Below are 17,127 nucleotides of genomic sequence, written 5' to 3' on the forward strand. Positions count from 1 at the left end.
CGCCCGGCTGGCGGGCGTCTGAGGACAGCGGTCAATCCAGGCCGATCAGCCGCAGGCAGGCCTTCATGGCCTGATCCGCCACTGCATCGCCAGACCGACTGCTGCCCGGGCGGTAGCAATAGGTAATCCAGCTGAGCAGCCCGCCGATCCAGATCGACATTGCCGGCGCATCGGGCACGGTGATGTACCCGTCGCGCACGCAATCCTCGATCATCTTGCCGATGCGCAGGTCGAATTCGTGGCGCAGGCGCAGGATGCGCTGTGCGTCCGTCCGGTCAAGGTTCATCATCTCGCGCTGGTACACAACGAGATATTCGTTGCGGTCGATGATGATCTTCGCCACTTCGCGCAGCGAGGCCTTGAGCAGGTCTATCGACGTCCGTTCCGTTTCCGCGATCCTGTCCAGGGCGGCGAGCGATTCGGTAACCCCGAGTTCGCAGATGGCGCACAGGATCGCCGCCTTGCCCTTGAAGTAGGTGTAGAGAAACGGCTTGGTCGCGCTCAGCCGGTCAGCGAGCATTTCCAGCGTTGCCGCCTCGTATCCCTTTTCGAAGAACAGCGCGGCGGCCTCTTCGAGAATACGGGCCTGCTTGAACGCGACCACACCGGTTCTGATCTCGCGCCCGGTGGGCGCGGCGGTGCTGCGTTGGCGCGGCTTGGCGGCAGTGCTGGACTTGGTCATGCGGCCTTTCTCAGAATTTCCAGGATATCGGCGGGCGAACGCACCGGCCGCGGATTGGTTCTCCCCCATATATCAAGCATGGTATATTCCGCTACCTGCTGGAATCGATCTTCGCCCACGCCCACGTCCGCCAGCGTGCGCGGCATGCCGAGGCTGCGGATGAACGCGTCCAGCGCTTCGGACGCCGTGCCATGGGTATTGCCCAGGCACTGCAGGATGCGGCCTTGCCGGCTGGCATCGTGCTCGGCGTTCCAGGCCAGCACATAGGGCGACATCACGCACGACGTGTAGCCGTGGGGAACGTCGCAGGTTCCGCCCAGAATATGGCCGATGGCGTGGCTGGCTCCCATGGGCACGCCGCCGATGATCGAGATCATCGATTGCCACGCGCCGATCTGGCATTTCAGCCGCGCTTCCATGTCCTGCGGGTCCGCCTTGGCGCGGCTCAGCCCCTCGACCAGCAGGCGCAGCGCGCTATCGGCCAGCCCGTCGGCGAAATCGTTGGAAAGATGCGAGGCAAGCGTTTCGACCGCGTGGTCGACCGCGCGCACCCCCGTCGAGAGCCACAGCCATTCCGGGGTATAGACCGTCAGGGCGGGGTCGAGCACGACCATCACCGGCGCCATGTTGCGATGTTCGTAGCCCTGCTTGTGCTGGATCGCCTCGTCCGTGGCGCCGGACAGCGCGTTGAATTCGCCGCCGGACAGTGTCGTTGGCACGCAGATGACGCGCACATCGGGGCCGACGGTCAGGGGATTGATGACATTGCCACCATCGTCGACATAGACGTGCAGCGGCTCGAATGCTTCGACGCTGCGGACATCGTGCTTGAGCAGCAGCGCGATGATCTTGGCGCTGTCGGTGACCGAACCGCCGCCGACCGAAACGATCAGATCCGCACCGGCCGCCCGCGCGGCATCGGCGGCGCGCAATACGTCCGAACGCGGAGCGTGCGGCGCGATACCGCTGAACGTGGCGGCATGGCGATCGCCAAGCGCGTGTTCGATCGCGGCAATCTCTTCCGTTTTCGTGCGCAGGGTCTCGGACGCCAGAATGAATACGCGACGCGCGCCCATCTTCTCGGCCTGGTCGCGGATCGCCTCGCGGGCCGGGGTGCCCATGGTGACCCGTTCGGTTTCGGTAAACGTCATCTCGCTGGCTCTGACGCTGCCCACGGCTTTCTCCTTTCTGCGCGCCTGTCCGCCCTTTGGCCGGCGCTTGCGCATAGAGTGCCACGAGAAGGCATTACCCGCTAGTATATTTTTCGACCTATGATAAGGACTGTGCAAAGATAGTGGCCTGACAAAGTGTAGGGCGCCCTTGCCATGGCGCAACTGGGGAAGAAGAACAGATGGATAATGCCGGCGCTGTGCCCTTGAAAGACAACGCCGAGGGTGCGGAGCGCAACGGCATGTCACATGCGAGACCGCCACAGGGGCCGCTTGCCGGAATCCGCGTGCTGGAATTTGCCGGGCTGGGGCCGACGCCGTTCAGCGCGATGTTGCTCGCCGATTTCGGGGCGGACGTGCTGCGCGTGGAGCGGATCGGCCACGTGTCGGCCGCCGGCGGGGACGAACGCCACAACTACCTCAACCGCAGCCGCCACACCATCGGGCTTGATCTCAAGAGCACACAAGGCCTGGCGCTGGCGCGCGATCTTGCGTCCAGGGCGGACGTGCTGATCGAAGGCTTCCGGCCTGGCGCGATGGAACGGCTCGGGCTCGGCCCTGACGCGCTCTGCGTGCTCAACCCGAGCCTGATCTACGCACGCATGACGGGATGGGGACAGACCGGACCGCTGGCGCATACGGCCGGGCACGATATCAACTATCTGGCGCTGACTGGCGGCCTGGAACTGATCGGTCCGCCGGACCGTCCCCCGCCGCCGCCGCTCAACTTCGCGGCGAACTTCGGCGGCGGCGGCATGGTGCTTGTCGCGGGCATCCTCGCCGCGCTGGTCGAGCGGTCGACCAGCGGCAAGGGGCAGGTGATCGACGCGGCGATGATCGATGGCGCGTCGCTATTGATGACCCAGGTCTTCGCCTGGACCCGCATGGGCATCTGGCGCGAAGGGCGCGGTGGCAATCTGCTCGATGGAAGCGCCTATTTCTACCGTTGCTACGAGACTGCCGACGGACGCCACATGGCGGTCGGCGCGCTGGAGCCGCAGTTCCACGCCTTGTTCGTGCAGGCGCTCGGGCTCGATCCGGCCGAGTTCGCCGATCACCTGAATCCCGCCCACTGGGAAGCGCGTGCCGCGCGTATCGCGGCGATTTTCCGCACGCGCACGCAAGCGGAATGGACTCGCGCTTTCGAAGGCATCGATGCCTGCGTCACGCCGGTGCTTTCGCCGCAGGAAGCACTGTCCCATCCGGCGAACCTTGCCCGGGGCGTGCATGTTGGCCCGCCCGACGCGCGGCAGCCCGCGCCCGCCCCGCGCCTTTCGCGCACACCGGGCGCCATGCGGTCCATGCCGGCGCTGGCGGGAGAAGGCGGGATCGCCGCGCTAGAGCAGTGGAACTTCGACAACCATGCAATCCGCGCATTGACGGAAGCAGGCGTTCTGGCAGCGAGCTAGGGTCAGAACCCTGGCTCGTAACCTCCTAAAGCGGGTTGAGCACGGGGCGAAAGCCGCTGCCCTCGCGCAGCACCCGCGCCATGTGGCTGCCGCCGAAGTGCGCCGGAATCAGCAGCGCCTCACGCGACGCGGCAAGGTCCAGCACCTTGCGCCGCGTCTCGCGCGCCTGTTCGGGTTCCTCGCAAAAAATACTGTTCCATTCGGGGCGGTAGATCTGCGCCGGATGATGGACCACATCGCCCACGAACATGGCGGTCTCTCCACCGCTGGCGACTTCCAGCATCATGCTGCCGGGCGTGTGTCCGGGGCAGGAGCGCAGGATGAGGCCATCGTCAACCTCGAAGCCATCTTCGGCCCATTCGGCGCGCCCGGCCTCGATGATCGGGCGCACGCTGTCATCGAACATGCCGGCGTTGACCGCCGCGCCGATCCCGGCCGGGCCGGCGGCCTCGTCCTGCGGGTCCCAGTAAGCGCGGTCGGAGAGTGGCAGCACATAGCGCGCGTTGCGGAAGGTCGGTTCCCAGCGCCCGTCCACCAGCCGCGTGTTCCAGCCGACGTGGTCCACATGGATATGTGAGCAGACCACCACGTCGATGTCCTCGGGCTGGAACCCGGCCGCGGCCAGGTTGCCGAGGAAGTCGGTTTGCAGGTTGCCGAAGATGGGCAGGTTCGGCCGGTCCTTGTCATTGCCCGCGCCGGTATCGAACAGGATGCGCTGCCGGCCTGTATCGAGCACCCAGCTTTGCAGGAATGCAAAGAGCTTGCCGCTGGCCGGATCGTAGTATTCCGGCGCGAACTCTTCGGCATGGGGCTCCCATCCATCGGACGTGAACCCCGCGAACAGGTCCGCCGGAGGCGAAAATGTACCTTGCCACTCTTCGATGCGATGAACCTTCACGGTTCCAATATCAAAGCGGTCCATCTCGCCTCCGGTCCGATTTCCGTCAGAAATTGAAAGCGGCGGTCACTCCGTAGGTGCGGGGCGGCATGACCGAGCCGACGCGGACGTAGGCGAAGGTCGCCGCCGTGATGATGTTGTTCGAGATGACGAACTTGTTGGTCAGGTTCTTCACCCACGCGCCGATCGAATAGCGATCGTTTGGCGAATGCCAGGTCAGGCCGGCGTTCGCCATGGCATAGGCGCCCTGTTCGGCATCACGGTTGTTGAATTCGGAGAAGTAGACTTTCGACTGCCACTTGATGTCGCCGTTCACCGCCAGTCGGCTGTCGTTGCCCAGCGGGATATCCCAGTTGATGCCGCCGCCGAAGGTGAAGCGCGGCGCGTTGGGCAGGCGTTTGCCGCTCAGGTCGACAAGGCCCGGATCAGTGGGGCACGTCGCGTAGGAAATGCCAGGACGCGCGGGGAAGCCAGCCCCGTAATAGGCGTTGCAGAACTTGGTGAACTGGGCGTTGAGGTAGGATGCGGAAAGGTTGATGCGGAAGTTGCGCGTGACCCGGCCTTCCAGCTCCAGCTCGCCGCCATAGTTGCGCGCGGTCGCCGCGTTGATCGTCTGCACGATCGAGTTGGCGTTGACGAAGCTGACCTGGAGGTCCTTGTAATCGTAATAGAACACCGCGCCGCTCAGCAGCAGGCGGTTGTCGGCCAGCTTCTGCTTGAAGCCCGCTTCGTAGCTCCACACCGTTTCCGGGTTGATCGCCGCATCGGTGCTGCCGATGTTGATCACGCCCGACTTGAAGCCCTTGGTGACGCTGGCGTAGAGCAGCGAGGTGTCGCTGGGCTTGAATTCGAGCAGCACCTTGGGCGTCACGGAAGACCAGCCCTTGGCCTTGTCGGTCGGAATGTTCACGCCCAGCGCGTCGAAGCGGAAGTAGCCGACGCCGTTGCGGTGCTCGTAGTTGTAGCGCGCGCCGGCGGTCAGCTTCAGCGTGGGGCTGATGTCGACCGCGCCCTGCAGATAGACGCCCACCGCATCGATCTTGACGGTGCCGTTCTGTTCGTAGGCGCCGTTGTCAAAGGTGTTGGCCGGAAGGCCGAACAGCACGCCCAGATTGACGGTCGGCACCAGCACTTGCCCGGTGAGCTTTTCGTGGAAGTACATCGCGCCACCAAGCAGCGAGAAGCCGTTGCCCTGGTAATTCACCGTCATTTCCTGGCTGAAGGCGCGGCTCTTTTCGACGTAGTTGTTCTGTCCGGCAAGATTGACGTCCGAGACGTCAAGATCGTCCCGCTGGAAGCGATCGAACGTGCGATAGGCGGTAATGGACTTTACCGTCGTCGCGCCCAGATCCCAGTCCAGCGTGCCGGTGATGCCATAGCCCTTGCGCTTGTTGATCGCTTCCTCGTCGGAATAGATATTGCGCAGGTTGGGCTTCTGATTGCGGGCCGCGTAATAGTCGAAAATCGATTTCCCGCCGATCAGGTTGTGGAATACCGCGGCTTCGGGAATGACTGACGGCCCGAAGTAGTGGAACGCGTAATTGTTGTCGTCTTCGTGGAAATGATCGCCGACGATGGTCGCCTTGAAGTTATCCGCCAGTTTGGCAACGATAGTGCCGCGCAGGGAATAGGCATCGCGATCGTCCACCGGCTTTCCGGTGAACAGATTGACGCCGTAGCCATCACGCTTTTCGTACTTCCCCGCCAGGCGCACCAGCAGTTTGTCGCCCGACAGCGGACCGCCCACGGCCGCTTCGATCACCTTCGAGTCATAATTGCCGTAGGTTGCGCGCAGGTAGCCGTCGAGTTTTTCGGTGGGCAGTGCGGTCACGAGATTGATCGCGCCCGCCGTCGCGCCGCGGCCGTAGAGGATCGATTGCGGTCCGCGCAGAACCTCGATCTGGCCCAGGTCGAAGAATCCGCTCAACTGCTGCGCCGGGCGGGCAAGGATCGCGCCGTTCTGCAGGAAGGCAACGGCGCCTTCGCCGCCCACGTCGAAGTTGTTGAGGCCCACGCCACGGATGAAGGTACGGTTGACGCCGAACTGGTCGCCGATCGAGACGTTCGGCACCACGACCTGAAGGTCGCCGATGTTCTGGACGCCGCCAGGCCCGATATCGGCGGCGGTAATCGCGCTCACGGCCGCCGCCACTCTGCCCAGGGTCGTGTTCTGCTTGGTGGCCGTTACGATGATTTCCGCGGCGGACGGCGCGGCCGTCGATCCATCCTCGGCGGCCTGGGCCATGGCGGCTGCCGGAAACAGCAGCGCGATGCCCAGAGGTGCATGGCAAATCGCTCGCAACCCAAGCTTCATCGGAACTCCCCCAAATTGCTTTGCCGTTCTTACGGCGCTTTGTAGCTACTCGTGGGTATATATTGCATTCTCTTGGTAATCAAGAGTGCTCGGGATCGATCAAATTGCACGTCACGCCGCCGCTGACGACGCCATCGGACGTCGACCCAATTGGTGTCGAAAACGAAGGATTTCAGAGAGATGGTCGTCGTGTCGTCTGCTTCACCGTAGCGCTTGACCCCGGCCTCGCAGGGGGAGGCTAGTCGTCGTACATTCCATGCACGTCGCGGCTGATGGCGATCAGTTCCGCCAGTTCCACGGACACGTCGCCCATGCGATGAATCATCATGATTGGCGACCGTGCGGTGCTGTCGGCGATCGGGAGATAGGCCACATCGTCGCGCCGGAAGCGCTGCACCGATTCCGGAACGATGGTGAAGCCGGCATGGGCTGCGACAAGGCCGATCGCGGTCTGGAGCTCGCGTACTTCCTGCACGCCGCTCGGTTGCAGGCCGGCATCATGAAAAATGCTGAAAACCTGGTCCGCATAACTCGGGCGGGCCGGGCGCGGATAGGCGATCAGGGTGTCGCCGATCAGGTCCGCCAGATGGACCGGGCGTTGCGCCAGCGCGAGGGGATGGTCGGCCGGAACCGCCGCCAGGAGCGTCTCTTCGGCCAGTACGATCCGGCGGATGGCCGGGTCCTCGAAGCGCAACCGGCCGAAGCCGGCATCGATGCGCCCTTCCTTCAACGCCGCGATCTGTTCGGTGGTGGTGCATTCTAGGACGGAGACGTCCACGTTGCTGGCGCGATCGCGGAACAGGCGGATCACTTCGGGCAAGGGGCCGAACAGGATGGAGCCGACGAAGCCGATCACGAACCGTCGCTGCCCCTGCCCGGTGAAGCGGCGCATCATGTCGCGCAACTGGTCGACGCCGGCCAGCAGTGGCACGGCATGTTCATAAAGCAGCCGTCCGGCCTCGGACAGCCGCACGGGGCGGGAATCACGATTGAACAGGTCGGCGCCGATTTCCTCCTCCAGCTGCCGGATCTGCCGGCTCAGCGGCGGCTGCGCCACGTTGAGCCGCTCCGCCGCGCGCGTGAAGTTTTGTTCGTTGGCCACGGCGACGAAGTAGCGAAGGTGCCTCAGTTCCATATCATATCCAAAAGGTATCAGGCCGGACCAAGACGATCTTTCACGCACGCGGGAGGAGTCAATAGGAGAGGTGGAATATATGGCGGTTGGGAAGGGAATCGGCCGTTGGCGACCATAGACGCGATTGATACCTGGATTGTCGATGTTCCGACGATCCGCCCGCACGTGCTGTCGATGACCTCGATCAGCCGCCAGTCGATGGTGATCGTGCGCGTGCGCTGCGCCGACGGGGTGTCGGGGCTGGGCGAGGGGACGACGATCGGCGGGCTTGCCTATGGCGACGAAAGCCCGGAGAGCATCAAGCTCACCATCGATACCTATTTCGCACCGCTGCTGGTCGGCGCGGATTCGGCGATGCCGGCCGCGCTGATGACGCGGCTGCGGCAGAACGTCGTCGGCAACCACTTCGCCAAGAATGCGGTGGAGACCGCGCTGTTCGATTGCGTTGCGCGGCGTGCCGGCGTGCCGCTCTCTGATCTGTTGGGCGGTCGGCAGCACGATCGCTTGCCGGTATTGTGGACGCTGGCCAGCGGCGACACGGCGAAGGACATCGCCGAAGCCGAAGCGATGATCGCGGCGCGGCGGCACAACGTGTTCAAGCTCAAGATCGGCAAGCGCCCCCTGGCCGACGACGTCGCCCATGCCGGCGCGATCAAGCGGGCGCTGGGCGCCGGCGCATCGGTGCGCGTGGACGTGAACCAGGCGTGGGACGAGCAGACCGCGCGCAAGGGCGCGCGGATGTTGGGCGATGCGGGGATCGATCTGATCGAACAGCCGTTGCCGCGGGCCGACCGGGCCGGCATGGCGCGCCTTGCGGCCAGCGCTCCCATCGCGATCATGGCGGACGAAGCCTTGCGCGGCACGCACGACGCTTTCGATCTTGCCGCGATCCGCGCCGGCGATGCCTTCTCGATCAAGGCAGCGCAGGCCGGCGGGCTGATCGCGGCGGCAAAGGTCGCGGCGATCGCCGAGGCGGCGCATATCGGCCTCTATGGCGGCACGATGCTGGAAGGCAGCGTGGGCACGGCGGCGGCGGCGCACCTCTGTTCTACGTTCGCCACGCTGGCATGGGGCACCGAATTGTTCGGGCCGCTGCTGCAGACCGAGGAAATCCTCGCCACGCCGCTCGAGTATACCGATTTCGCGCTGACCGTGCCCAAGGGGCCGGGGCTCGGGATCGAGCTTGACGAGGACAAGGTCCGCCACTTCCGCCGCGATGCGCCGCAGCGCACCGTGGTCATGCTCAACCAGGCCGCGAGGTAATCATGCTCTTTCAGGTGGAAATGCTCGTCAAGGTGCCGGCGCATCTCGATCCGGCCGAGTTCGACCGGCTCAAGGCCGAGGAAAAGGCGCGCGCCGAAGACCTGCAGCGGGCTGGCACGTGGCGGCATCTGTGGCGGCACGTGGGAGCCTATGCCAATACCAGCATCTTCGACGTGGCCAGCAACGAGGAGCTTCATGCTATCCTCACCGGCCTGCCGCTGTTCCCGTTCATGGACATCACCGTGACGGCGCTGTGCCGCCACCCGTCGTCCATCCACAGTGACGACCGCTGAGGTCGCGCAAGTTCAAGGAGAGGTTTCATGGCATCAGAACTCGTGCAGGAATCCGGCGTGCAGAACTACCTCGACCGCATTGCCGGGGTGGACCAGCCCGGCGGTGACGCGCGCACCAAGGCGATCGTGCGGCGCATCGTGTCGGACCTGTTCACCACCATCGACGATTTCGACGTGACCGCCGAGGAATTCTGGCACGCGCTGCACTTCCTGCAGGAAGCGGCGCCGGAATTCGGGCTGATCGCGCCGGGCCTCGGCTTCGATCACTTCCTCGACATCCGCATGGACCGGGCCGACAAGGCCGCCGGCATCGCGGGCGGCACGCCGCGCACGATCGAAGGCCCGCTCTATGTGCCCGGCGCGCCGCTGGCCAAGGGCTTCGCGCGGCTGGACGATGGCACCGACACGGGCGAGACGCTGATCATGCACGGGCGCGTGTTCGATCGCGATGGCAAGCCGGTGGCGGGTGCGATCGTCGATGTCTGGCACGCGAATACCAAGGGCGGCTATTCGGTGTTCGACCCTTCGCAGACCGCGTACAACAACCGCCGCCGCATCGAGACGGGGGCCGACGGCAGCTACAAGTTCCGCAGCATCGTGCCGTCGGGCTATTCGGTGCCGCCGCAGGGCGGCACGGATCGTCTGCTGTCGGCGATCGGCCGCCACGGCAACCGTCCGGCGCATATCCACTTCTTCGTGTCCGCGCCGGGCCTTCGTCATCTGACCACGCAGATCAACATCAACGGCGATCCCTATCTGCACGATGATTTCGCCTTCGCCACGCACGACGATCTCATCCCGGAGATCGTCCGCCGCGAGGAACCCGATGCGATCCACGCCGAGAACCTCAACGGTCCGTTCAGCGAAATCGCGTTCGACTTCGTGCTGCACCCGGCGGCCGAGACGGCGGAGACCGAATTGATGGCGCGCCATCGCGCTCCTGCGGTTACCGCATGATCGAATCGGGAAGGGCGATGGCGGGTGATGGCTGCGCCATCGCCTGGCGTCTGGAAGGGCCGGAGGACGGGGCGGCCGATGCGCCGGTCGTCATCCTGTCCAACTCGCTCGGGACCGCGCTGGAGATGTGGGCGCCGCAGGTGGCGGCGCTGTCCGCCAGCTTCCGGGTGCTGCGTTATGACACGCGCGGTCATGGGCGCTCCGACGTTCCGGGTGGCGCCTACGGGCTGGACCGGCTGGGCCGCGACGTGCTCGATCTGATGGATGCGCTGGGCATCGCGCGCGCGCACTTCTGCGGGCTGTCGCTCGGCGGGATGACCGGCCAGTGGCTTGGCGTTCATGCGCCCGACCGGTTCGACCGGCTCGTGCTGGCCAACACCGCGGCTTACATGGGGCCGCCTGCGGGGTGGCAGGCACGCATTGCCGCCGTGCTCGATGGCGGCATGGAGGTGATGACCTCGGCCCTTCTCGAACGCTGGTTCACGCCCGAGTTCCGCGCCGCCGCGCCCGAGATCATCGCGCCGGTGCGCGAGGGGCTGCTGGAGACATCGCCCGCGGGCTATGCCGGCTGCTGCGCCGCCATTCGGGACATGGACATGCGCCCGGTGATCGGCCTGATCGACCTACGCACGCTGGTGATCGCCGGTGCCCGCGATCCGGCCACGCCCCCCGCCGATGCCGAAGTCCTTGCCGCCCGGATCGCCGGATCGCAATTGGTCACGCTCGATGCCGCGCATCTGTCGAACATCGAACAACCCGCAGCGTTCACCGCCGCGCTGCTCGATTTCGTCAGTTGAGGTTGCGCAACGTTTCCGAAGGCAGCTCGCCGAACATCTTGCGATACTGCGCGGAAAAGCGGCCGAACTGGTAAAAGCCCCATTTGCAGGCGACGGACGTGACCGATGTGCCCGGCTCCGCCTGGCGCAGATCGTCGCGCGCGCGCTCCAGCCGCACGGCCTTGAGGAACGCCATTGGCGAGGTGCCGCGAAAGCGGCGGAAGCCGTCGAACAGCGCGCGGGCGCTGACGCCGCTAACATCGACCAACTGGTCCAGCGTCACCGGCTCGGCGGCGTGTGCGATGATGAACTGCTCCACGCGGCGGACGTGGTGCGGCGCGATCTTGCACGGTTGCGGGCGCAGATGCTCCGAATAGTTGTTGGGGTGGCTTTCCAGCAGTTTCAGGATCAGTAGCGTTTCGAGGCTTCCAAGCACCGCGCGGCTTTCGCTTCCCGATGCGGCGGAAAGTTCCATGCTGAGCAGCGAGGCATAGTGCCACCAGTGCGCGTTGCCGGCATCGACCGGCATCTCCTGCGCGAATTCGAGTTCGCGGCTGAGCGGGCGGCCGATCATCATCGTGGCGTGGTGATCGAGCGCCCGGTTGCTGATCTGGACCACGCGCTGCGTGCAGTCGGCGGACCAGTGCATCCGTTTGAGATCGCGCGTGTTGACGACCGAAGCGATCGCCGGAGTGCTCAGGACGGTCCCCCGGCGCGTGCCGACCTCGGCCGCCCCCGCGAGCGGCTGCATCAGCAGCAGCATATCCTCGTCCTCGATCCCCTCGATCGATACTTCCGCGCCATAGGTCATTGCGCCGATGCCGATGTCGTTCAGGCGCTTGTGGTTGAGCCAGGCGTCGAGCCGTTCGCCGCGTCGCGCCACCGAGAGGTGGTGCGGGCAATAGGTCCGCGCGATGTGCTCGCGCACTTCGCTGAGGCTGTTGGATGCAAAGACGGCAAAGCCCGGCAATGTCTCGCAGGCATTGCCGTCCGTCGTCATGGCAATCTGGCCGCCAAGGCCTGGCATGGAACCGCTGCCCACTGTTCCCCCCGTGATTTTGCTCCCTGTTTTGACAGTCAGGATCATACGGGCACCCTGGAGAGTCAATGGGCTCGGACCAGGCGCGAACCCCTGAATCCTGCACTCGGAGGCTGCATTCCGCGCTGGCGTGTCACCGATGCGACAGGAGCGGCGCGGATACGGGATTACGCGGTAATCAGCCGGGCGATCGGATCGTCGCGTTGTTCCGGCCCCAGCGCCAGATAGCCTCCATCCACGGCGACTTCCGCGCCGTTCATGAAGCGTGCCGCGTCCGAGCAGAGGAAGACTACCACGTCCGCCACTTCCGCCGCGTCGGCGATCCGGCCGGGCATGTGGAACATCCCGCCCACTGCATCGGCTTTCGCCCGATCGTCCGCGCTCATGGCAAGGATGGCGTTGGACCACGTCCACGCCGGCGTCACCGCATTGACGCGCACGCCAAGGCGCGCGAATTCCAGCGCCTGGCTGCGCGTAAGCTGCGCCACGGCGGCCTTGATCGCCGGATAGACGAAGCGCCCCTTTTGTGCGCGATGGCCACTGACGCTGGAAAAGTTGACGATCGCGCCGCCGTAGGCGGCAAGGTGTTCCTGCGCCAGTTGCGCGAACATCGCGCCACCGACCAGGCCGATGTCGAGCGCCTTGAGCCAGGTCTCGCGCTTCGTCGCCAGTCCGTCGTCGAGGTAGGAGGTCGTCACGTTGACGAGGAAGTCCAGCCGCCCGAACCGCGCGATCGTTCGGGCGATGCAGGCTTCGATCGCCGTATCCGATGTGACGTCGGTTTCGACGAACAGGGCCTCGGAACCGAGATCGGCTTCGGCGCGCTCGCCGCCCGTGCGGTCGATATCCGCGATGACCACCCGCACACCTTGCGCGAGGAAGGCGCGGGCGACCGCCACCCCGATCAGGGTGGCGCCCCCGGCGATGATGGCGGTGCGGCCCGCCAGTTCTTCGTACCGCGCCATGGTCAGAACGACCACTTGAGGCCGGCCGACCATTCGCGCGGCCGTGCGTAAAGCTTTTCGTAGAGCCCGAACGATGCGCCATAGACCCCCGTCTGAAGGTACTGCTTGTCGGTCAGGTTGGTCACGCCCGCGAAGACCGAAACCTTTTCGCCGGGGAAAGTGTAGGTCACGTTGGCGTTGAACAGGCTGTAGCCCGGCTGGTAGAGTTCGGGCGAATTGAGCGCGTCCATGTAGGCGCCCGAACGGTACGACCAGTCGATCCGCGCACGGACGTTGCCGCCGTTTGCGAGTTCCACGCTCTTGGAGACAGCGCCGCTCAGGCTCCAGTTGGAAACGCGTTCGAACTTCGACGCCAGCGTGATTTCGGCGGCGGCGGGATCGATCGCGGTGAAACGGGGGTGCAGATAGCCAAGGCTGCCTTCCAGGAACCAGCCGGCCCCAGCGTCGAGGCGGCCTTCCAGTTCCAGCCCCTTGATCTCGGCCGAAGCCGCGTTCTTGGTGACCGGCGCGATGCCGGTGAAAACCTGCACCTGCAGTTCATCGTATTTGGTCAGGAACAGGGCGCCGTTCAGCGTCAGGCGGCGGTTGAACAGCTTCGACTTGAAGCCGATTTCATAGGCTGTGGCCTTTTCTGCGCCGAACTGGGGAATGTTCGCCTGCGGCGGGAACACGCGCTGGACGAAGCCGCCGCTCTTGAACCCTTTGGAGAACGATGCATAGGCCAGCACGTTGTCCGCCACATGGAACGCGATATTGGCGCTGGGCGTTACCGCATCCTCGTTGCGATAGGCGGTGACATAGGGCAGCACGCGCGTCTGCGGGGTGTTCGGGCTGGCCGCGATCAGCGCGCCGCCAGTCTTGTCGACCAGGATTTCCTGATCGGGAAGGAACGACTTCTTGTCCTTGGTGTAGCGCAAACCGAACGTCAGATCGATCAGCGGGATCGGTGTCCAGGTCGCCTGTCCAAACGCGGCATAGCTTTTCGTGGCGAACTTGCCGCCCGACCGGAAGGTCACCGGCGTAAAGTCCAGATTATTGATATTGTTGCCGTTCTCGTTGAAGTAATAGAGGCCTACCACGTATTTCAGCTTGTCGTCCGCGGTATTGCCCAGCACCTGCAGTTCCTCGCTGAACTGGTGCTGCTTGAGAATGTCCGCCAGGTGCAGGATCGTGAACGGCGAATGATCGCCGTCGCGGGCATAGTCGCCGCTGACGTGACGATAGGCGGTGATCGACTTCAGTTGCACCGGGCCGAGATCCCAATCGATCACGGCCTGCGCGCCCCACAGGTCGTTCCTTGCATATTGCGGGCCGGTGCCGGCATCGGCGCCGTCGCCCACGATGAAGCGGTTGCTGAAGCAGGCTGCGGCATTGCCTTGTGGGCTGTAGGGCGCGAACGCGAAGCACGGCTGCCCGCCCAGCAGCGTGGCGAAATAGTTGTGCAGCAGCGTGAAGTTGTCGGTGGGCGCATCGAACGGCGGATTCAGCACATAGGCGCCCGCCGCAGCCGGGCTGCCGGGTGGCAGCATTGGCAGGTTCTGCGGGTTGAAGATGGCGGACTTGTACGTGACGCCCGAGAGCACGAAAGCCGGGCCGTTGGTGCGATCGCGCGTGCCTTCCACCGCAAGATTGACCTCGAACGTGCTGCTTGGCTTCCAGCGCAGGTCGAACCGGCCGGTCAGCGTGCCGACATCGCCCAGCTCGCGGCCATCGACGAGGTGCCTGACGTAGCCATCGCGGTTGAAGGTGGCGACGGTGACCTTGGAGAACAGCGTGTCCGAAAGCGGGATGTTGGCGCTCGCCTTCACGTCGATGCGGCTGAAGCGGCCGGTCGTGACCTGCAGGTTGCCCGATGGCGTTTCATCCGGCTTTTTCGTGGTGATGCTGATCGCTCCGCCGATGGTATTGCGGCCGAACAGCGTGCCTTGCGGCCCGCGCAGGATCTCGACACGTTCGACGTCGACCAGATCGAGCAGTGCGCCGACCGAACGGGCGACATAGACGCCATCGACATAGACGCCCACGCCGGGTTCGGTGGTGGGCAGGAATTCCTTCTGCCCGATCCCGCGAATGTAGATCGCCGCCGACGATCCCGCGCCGCCGAAGCTGGGGTTGTTCTGCAAGGTCATGTTCGGGGTGAAGCTGGCAAGGCCATCGATTTTCTGCACGCCGCGCGCCTCGATCGCCGCGCCCGAGAAGGCGGAGATGGCCAGCGGGACCGATTGCGCGCTTTCCTCGCGCTTGCGGGCCGTGACCACGATGTCGCCGGCCAGCGGATCGGCCGCGGACGCGCTTTCGGTGGCAGGTGCGGCCGCCTGCGCCATGGCGATGCCGGGCAGGGCAACGGATGTGGAAAGCGATACGAGCAATCCCGCAAGGCGCGGGCCATTGAACAGAGCAGTCATATTTCCCCCCAGGGATCATGGAAGATCGCTTGATCCGTTCGGTCGACGGAGTGGGGTGCATCTCGTCACGGGTTGGCGCGGGGGAATATTCAGCGGCTGCAGGCAATGTGCGCCCAGTGCGACTTTGCATGCGTTTGCCGCAGGCGGCGCGGGCGTGCCGTGCAAATGCTGCCGCCCGCGCACAATCCACGCACTGGGCGCATAGGCCGCCCGCGCCACGAAACCCTACCCGATGTCCTGTCGCATAGGGGATAGACAGGATGGCAGGAACAATCGCGATCGTGGGTGCGGGCATTGCCGGGCTGTGCACCGCCAAAACGCTGGCCGCGCTCGGGTTCGAGGTGACGGTGTTCGAAAAGGAGCCGGATCTTGGCGGGGTGTGGTCGTCCTCGCGCCGCTATCCGGGCCTGACCACGCAGAACCCGCGCGAGACTTACGCGTTTTCCGACTGGCCTATGCCTGATGACTATCCGGAATGGCCGTCGGGTGCGCAGATGCAGGCCTATCTGGCAAGCTATGCCGAGCATTTCGGCGTAACGCCGCGCATCCGCTTTTCGCACACGGTCCTGGCGACGCGCGAACGCGCGGATGCGCCGGGCTGGACCCTGAAGCTCGCCGGCCCCGGCGGCGAGACGGAACAGTCGTTCGACTGGCTGATTCTGTGCAACGGCATCTTTTCGATCCCTGCGGTGCCGCCGTTTCCGGGTACGGACGCGTTCGAGGCGGCCGGGGGGCGGGTGCTGCATACCAGCCAGTTCACCGATCCCGCCCAGGCCAGCGGCCGCCACGTGCTGGTGGTGGGCTACGGCAAGTCTTCGTGCGATGTCGCCAACGCCATCGCCGCGCGCAGCGCCAGCACCACGATGGTGGTGCGCCATCTGATCTGGAAGATACCCAAGCGCATCGGCAATGTCCTCAATTTCAAGCACCTGTTCCTAAATCGGCTGGGCGAGGGGCTTTTTCCGTGGATGGAGCTCAAGGGGTTCGAGGCGTTCCTGCACGGCTCCGGCCTGCTCGGGTCCGGAAAATTCATCCGCAATGCCTTGCTGGCCACGGTGCAGGGCGTGATCGGTCGCCAGCTTGGCCTCAAGCGGATCGGGCTGGACCCCGGAACGCCGCTGGAAACCATCGCGCGCAGCACGGTCAGCCTCGTCAGCGACGGCTTCTACGACAAGGTGGCCAGCGGCCAGCTCGGGTTCGAGCGCGATGCCGAGATCGTCCTTTTGGCGCCCGGACGCGCGACGCTGTCTAACGGCCGCGATCTGCCCGCCGATCTGGTGATCTGTGGCACGGGCTGGCATCAGCGCGTCGATTTCCTGCCCGATGCGACGCGCACCAGGGTGACCGACCGTCAGGGCAATTTCCGTCTGTACCGATCGATGGTGCCGCTGGGTGTGCCGCGCCTGTTGTTCAACGGCTACAATTCGTCGTTCTTCTGCCAGCTCAACGCCGAAATGGGCGCGATCTGGATCGCGGCGCTGCTGACCGGCCGGCTCACCCTGCCCGACGAGGCGGTGCAGGGTGCCGATATCGACCGCCGGCTGGCGTGGATGGATGCGCGCACCGGCGGACGCCATTGCAAGGGCACCAATATCGTGCCGTTCTCGATCCACCATGTCGATGAACTGCTGGTCGACCTTGGCCTGGAACTGCCACGTTCCGTCCGCCTTGCCCAATGGGTGCGGACGGTTCGCGCGTCCGACTTCGCGAGTGTCGGGTGGCGTTTCCGGGCAGGCGCCTAAGTCCGTCCGGAAGGCGGTCGTCCTGCCCTGATGCGTTCCATCCCCCGGTCGCGCGGGATGATACCGGCAGATCGGGACGG

At 65.0% G+C, this 17,127-nt stretch carries 14 protein-coding genes; 6 read left to right on the top strand and 8 right to left on the bottom strand.

Annotated features, from left to right (window positions below):
• Positions 1–31: 31 nt before the first annotated feature.
• Positions 32–682, bottom strand: a complete 651-nt coding sequence (locus NMD1_RS01565; RefSeq protein ID WP_125953324.1) for a TetR/AcrR family transcriptional regulator — start codon at positions 680–682, stop codon at positions 32–34.
• A complete protein-coding gene (locus NMD1_RS01570) occupies positions 679–1,857 on the bottom strand; it encodes an iron-containing alcohol dehydrogenase (protein ID WP_125953325.1) in 1,179 nt (392 codons plus the stop codon). Before NMD1_RS01570 ends, NMD1_RS01565 begins: the two co-directional genes overlap by 4 nt.
• Before the next feature lie 236 nt (positions 1,858–2,093).
• Here NMD1_RS01570 and NMD1_RS01575 point away from each other — a divergent pair, with 236 nt between their 5' ends.
• A complete protein-coding gene (locus NMD1_RS01575) occupies positions 2,094–3,260 on the top strand; it encodes a CaiB/BaiF CoA-transferase family protein (protein ID WP_233497290.1) in 1,167 nt (388 codons plus the stop codon).
• Between the two features lie 25 nt (positions 3,261–3,285).
• On the opposite strand, the gene NMD1_RS01580 is transcribed toward NMD1_RS01575, so the two are convergent.
• From NMD1_RS01580 to NMD1_RS01590, 3 genes are all read right to left on the bottom strand, one after another.
• On the bottom strand, positions 3,286–4,158 hold the full coding sequence (locus NMD1_RS01580; protein WP_233497291.1) for an MBL fold metallo-hydrolase: 873 nt from the start codon (positions 4,156–4,158) through the stop codon (positions 3,286–3,288).
• A 46-nt stretch (positions 4,159–4,204) separates the two neighbouring features.
• A complete protein-coding gene (locus NMD1_RS01585; protein WP_125953328.1) occupies positions 4,205–6,472 on the bottom strand; it encodes a TonB-dependent receptor in 2,268 nt (755 codons plus the stop codon).
• Between the two features lie 238 nt (positions 6,473–6,710).
• Positions 6,711–7,607 (bottom strand): LysR family transcriptional regulator, encoded by an 897-nt coding sequence (locus NMD1_RS01590; protein WP_125953329.1) that lies wholly within the window; start codon positions 7,605–7,607, stop codon positions 6,711–6,713.
• Positions 7,608–7,712: 105 nt separating this feature from the next.
• Between NMD1_RS01590 and NMD1_RS01595 the strand changes: the two genes are divergently transcribed.
• Genes NMD1_RS01595 through pcaD form a run of 4 tightly spaced genes read left to right on the top strand, consistent with a single transcriptional unit; the run spans position 7,713 to position 10,917 of the window.
• Positions 7,713–8,870, top strand: a complete 1,158-nt coding sequence (locus NMD1_RS01595; RefSeq protein WP_125953330.1) for a muconate/chloromuconate family cycloisomerase — start codon at positions 7,713–7,715, stop codon at positions 8,868–8,870.
• 2 nt (positions 8,871–8,872) lie between these two features.
• Positions 8,873–9,163 (top strand): muconolactone Delta-isomerase, encoded by a 291-nt coding sequence (catC, locus tag NMD1_RS01600; protein WP_124808560.1) that lies wholly within the window; start codon positions 8,873–8,875, stop codon positions 9,161–9,163.
• Positions 9,164–9,190: 27 nt separating this feature from the next.
• Positions 9,191–10,120: a catechol 1,2-dioxygenase gene (gene catA / locus NMD1_RS01605; protein WP_125953331.1), complete on the top strand. Its 930-nt coding sequence runs from the start codon at positions 9,191–9,193 to the stop codon at positions 10,118–10,120.
• 17 nt (positions 10,121–10,137) lie between these two features.
• Positions 10,138–10,917 carry a 3-oxoadipate enol-lactonase gene (pcaD, locus tag NMD1_RS01610; protein ID WP_375600785.1) on the top strand — a complete coding sequence of 260 codons (780 nt, stop codon included), beginning with the start codon at positions 10,138–10,140 and terminating at the stop codon, positions 10,915–10,917.
• Here the strand turns inward: pcaD and NMD1_RS01615 are convergent.
• The 3 genes from NMD1_RS01615 to NMD1_RS01625 form a co-directional block, all read right to left on the bottom strand.
• Positions 10,910–11,923, bottom strand: a complete 1,014-nt coding sequence (locus NMD1_RS01615; protein WP_233497292.1) for an AraC family transcriptional regulator — start codon at positions 11,921–11,923, stop codon at positions 10,910–10,912. The genes pcaD and NMD1_RS01615 overlap by 8 nt on opposite strands.
• Positions 11,924–12,102: 179 nt before the next feature.
• On the bottom strand, positions 12,103–12,900 hold the full coding sequence (locus tag NMD1_RS01620) for an SDR family oxidoreductase (protein ID WP_125953333.1): 798 nt from the start codon (positions 12,898–12,900) through the stop codon (positions 12,103–12,105).
• A gap of 2 nt (positions 12,901–12,902) precedes the next feature.
• Entirely contained in the window at positions 12,903–15,305 is a 2,403-nt protein-coding gene (locus tag NMD1_RS01625; protein WP_125953334.1) for a TonB-dependent receptor, read from the bottom strand.
• A 260-nt stretch (positions 15,306–15,565) separates the two neighbouring features.
• Here NMD1_RS01625 and NMD1_RS01630 point away from each other — a divergent pair, with 260 nt between their 5' ends.
• Entirely contained in the window at positions 15,566–17,047 is a 1,482-nt protein-coding gene (locus NMD1_RS01630; protein WP_125953335.1) for an NAD(P)/FAD-dependent oxidoreductase, read from the top strand.
• The last annotated feature ends 80 nt before the right edge of the window (positions 17,048–17,127 follow it).

Source organism: Novosphingobium sp. MD-1, from assembly GCF_001014975.1.
In the GTDB taxonomy this organism is placed as follows: Bacteria; Pseudomonadota; Alphaproteobacteria; order Sphingomonadales; family Sphingomonadaceae; genus Novosphingobium.

Excerpts from the sequence above, each read along its gene's own strand:
- NMD1_RS01565 (WP_125953324.1), bottom strand. The coding sequence starts at position 682 with ATGACCAAGTCCAGCACTGCCGCCAAGCCGCGCCAACGCAGCACCGCC.
- NMD1_RS01575 (WP_233497290.1), top strand. The coding sequence starts at position 2,094 with ATGTCACATGCGAGACCGCCACAGGGGCCGCTTGCCGGAATCCGCGTG.
- NMD1_RS01585 (WP_125953328.1), bottom strand. The coding sequence starts at position 6,472 with ATGAAGCTTGGGTTGCGAGCGATTTGCCATGCACCTCTGGGCATCGCG.
- NMD1_RS01590 (WP_125953329.1), bottom strand. The coding sequence starts at position 7,607 with ATGGAACTGAGGCACCTTCGCTACTTCGTCGCCGTGGCCAACGAACAA.
- catC (WP_124808560.1), top strand. The coding sequence starts at position 8,873 with ATGCTCTTTCAGGTGGAAATGCTCGTCAAGGTGCCGGCGCATCTCGAT.
- catA (WP_125953331.1), top strand. The coding sequence starts at position 9,191 with ATGGCATCAGAACTCGTGCAGGAATCCGGCGTGCAGAACTACCTCGAC.
- pcaD (WP_375600785.1), top strand. The coding sequence starts at position 10,138 with ATGGCGGGTGATGGCTGCGCCATCGCCTGGCGTCTGGAAGGGCCGGAG.
- NMD1_RS01615 (WP_233497292.1), bottom strand. The coding sequence starts at position 11,923 with ATGCCAGGCCTTGGCGGCCAGATTGCCATGACGACGGACGGCAATGCC.
- NMD1_RS01620 (WP_125953333.1), bottom strand. The coding sequence starts at position 12,900 with ATGGCGCGGTACGAAGAACTGGCGGGCCGCACCGCCATCATCGCCGGG.
- NMD1_RS01625 (WP_125953334.1), bottom strand. The coding sequence starts at position 15,305 with ATGACTGCTCTGTTCAATGGCCCGCGCCTTGCGGGATTGCTCGTATCG.
- NMD1_RS01630 (WP_125953335.1), top strand. The coding sequence starts at position 15,566 with ATGGCAGGAACAATCGCGATCGTGGGTGCGGGCATTGCCGGGCTGTGC.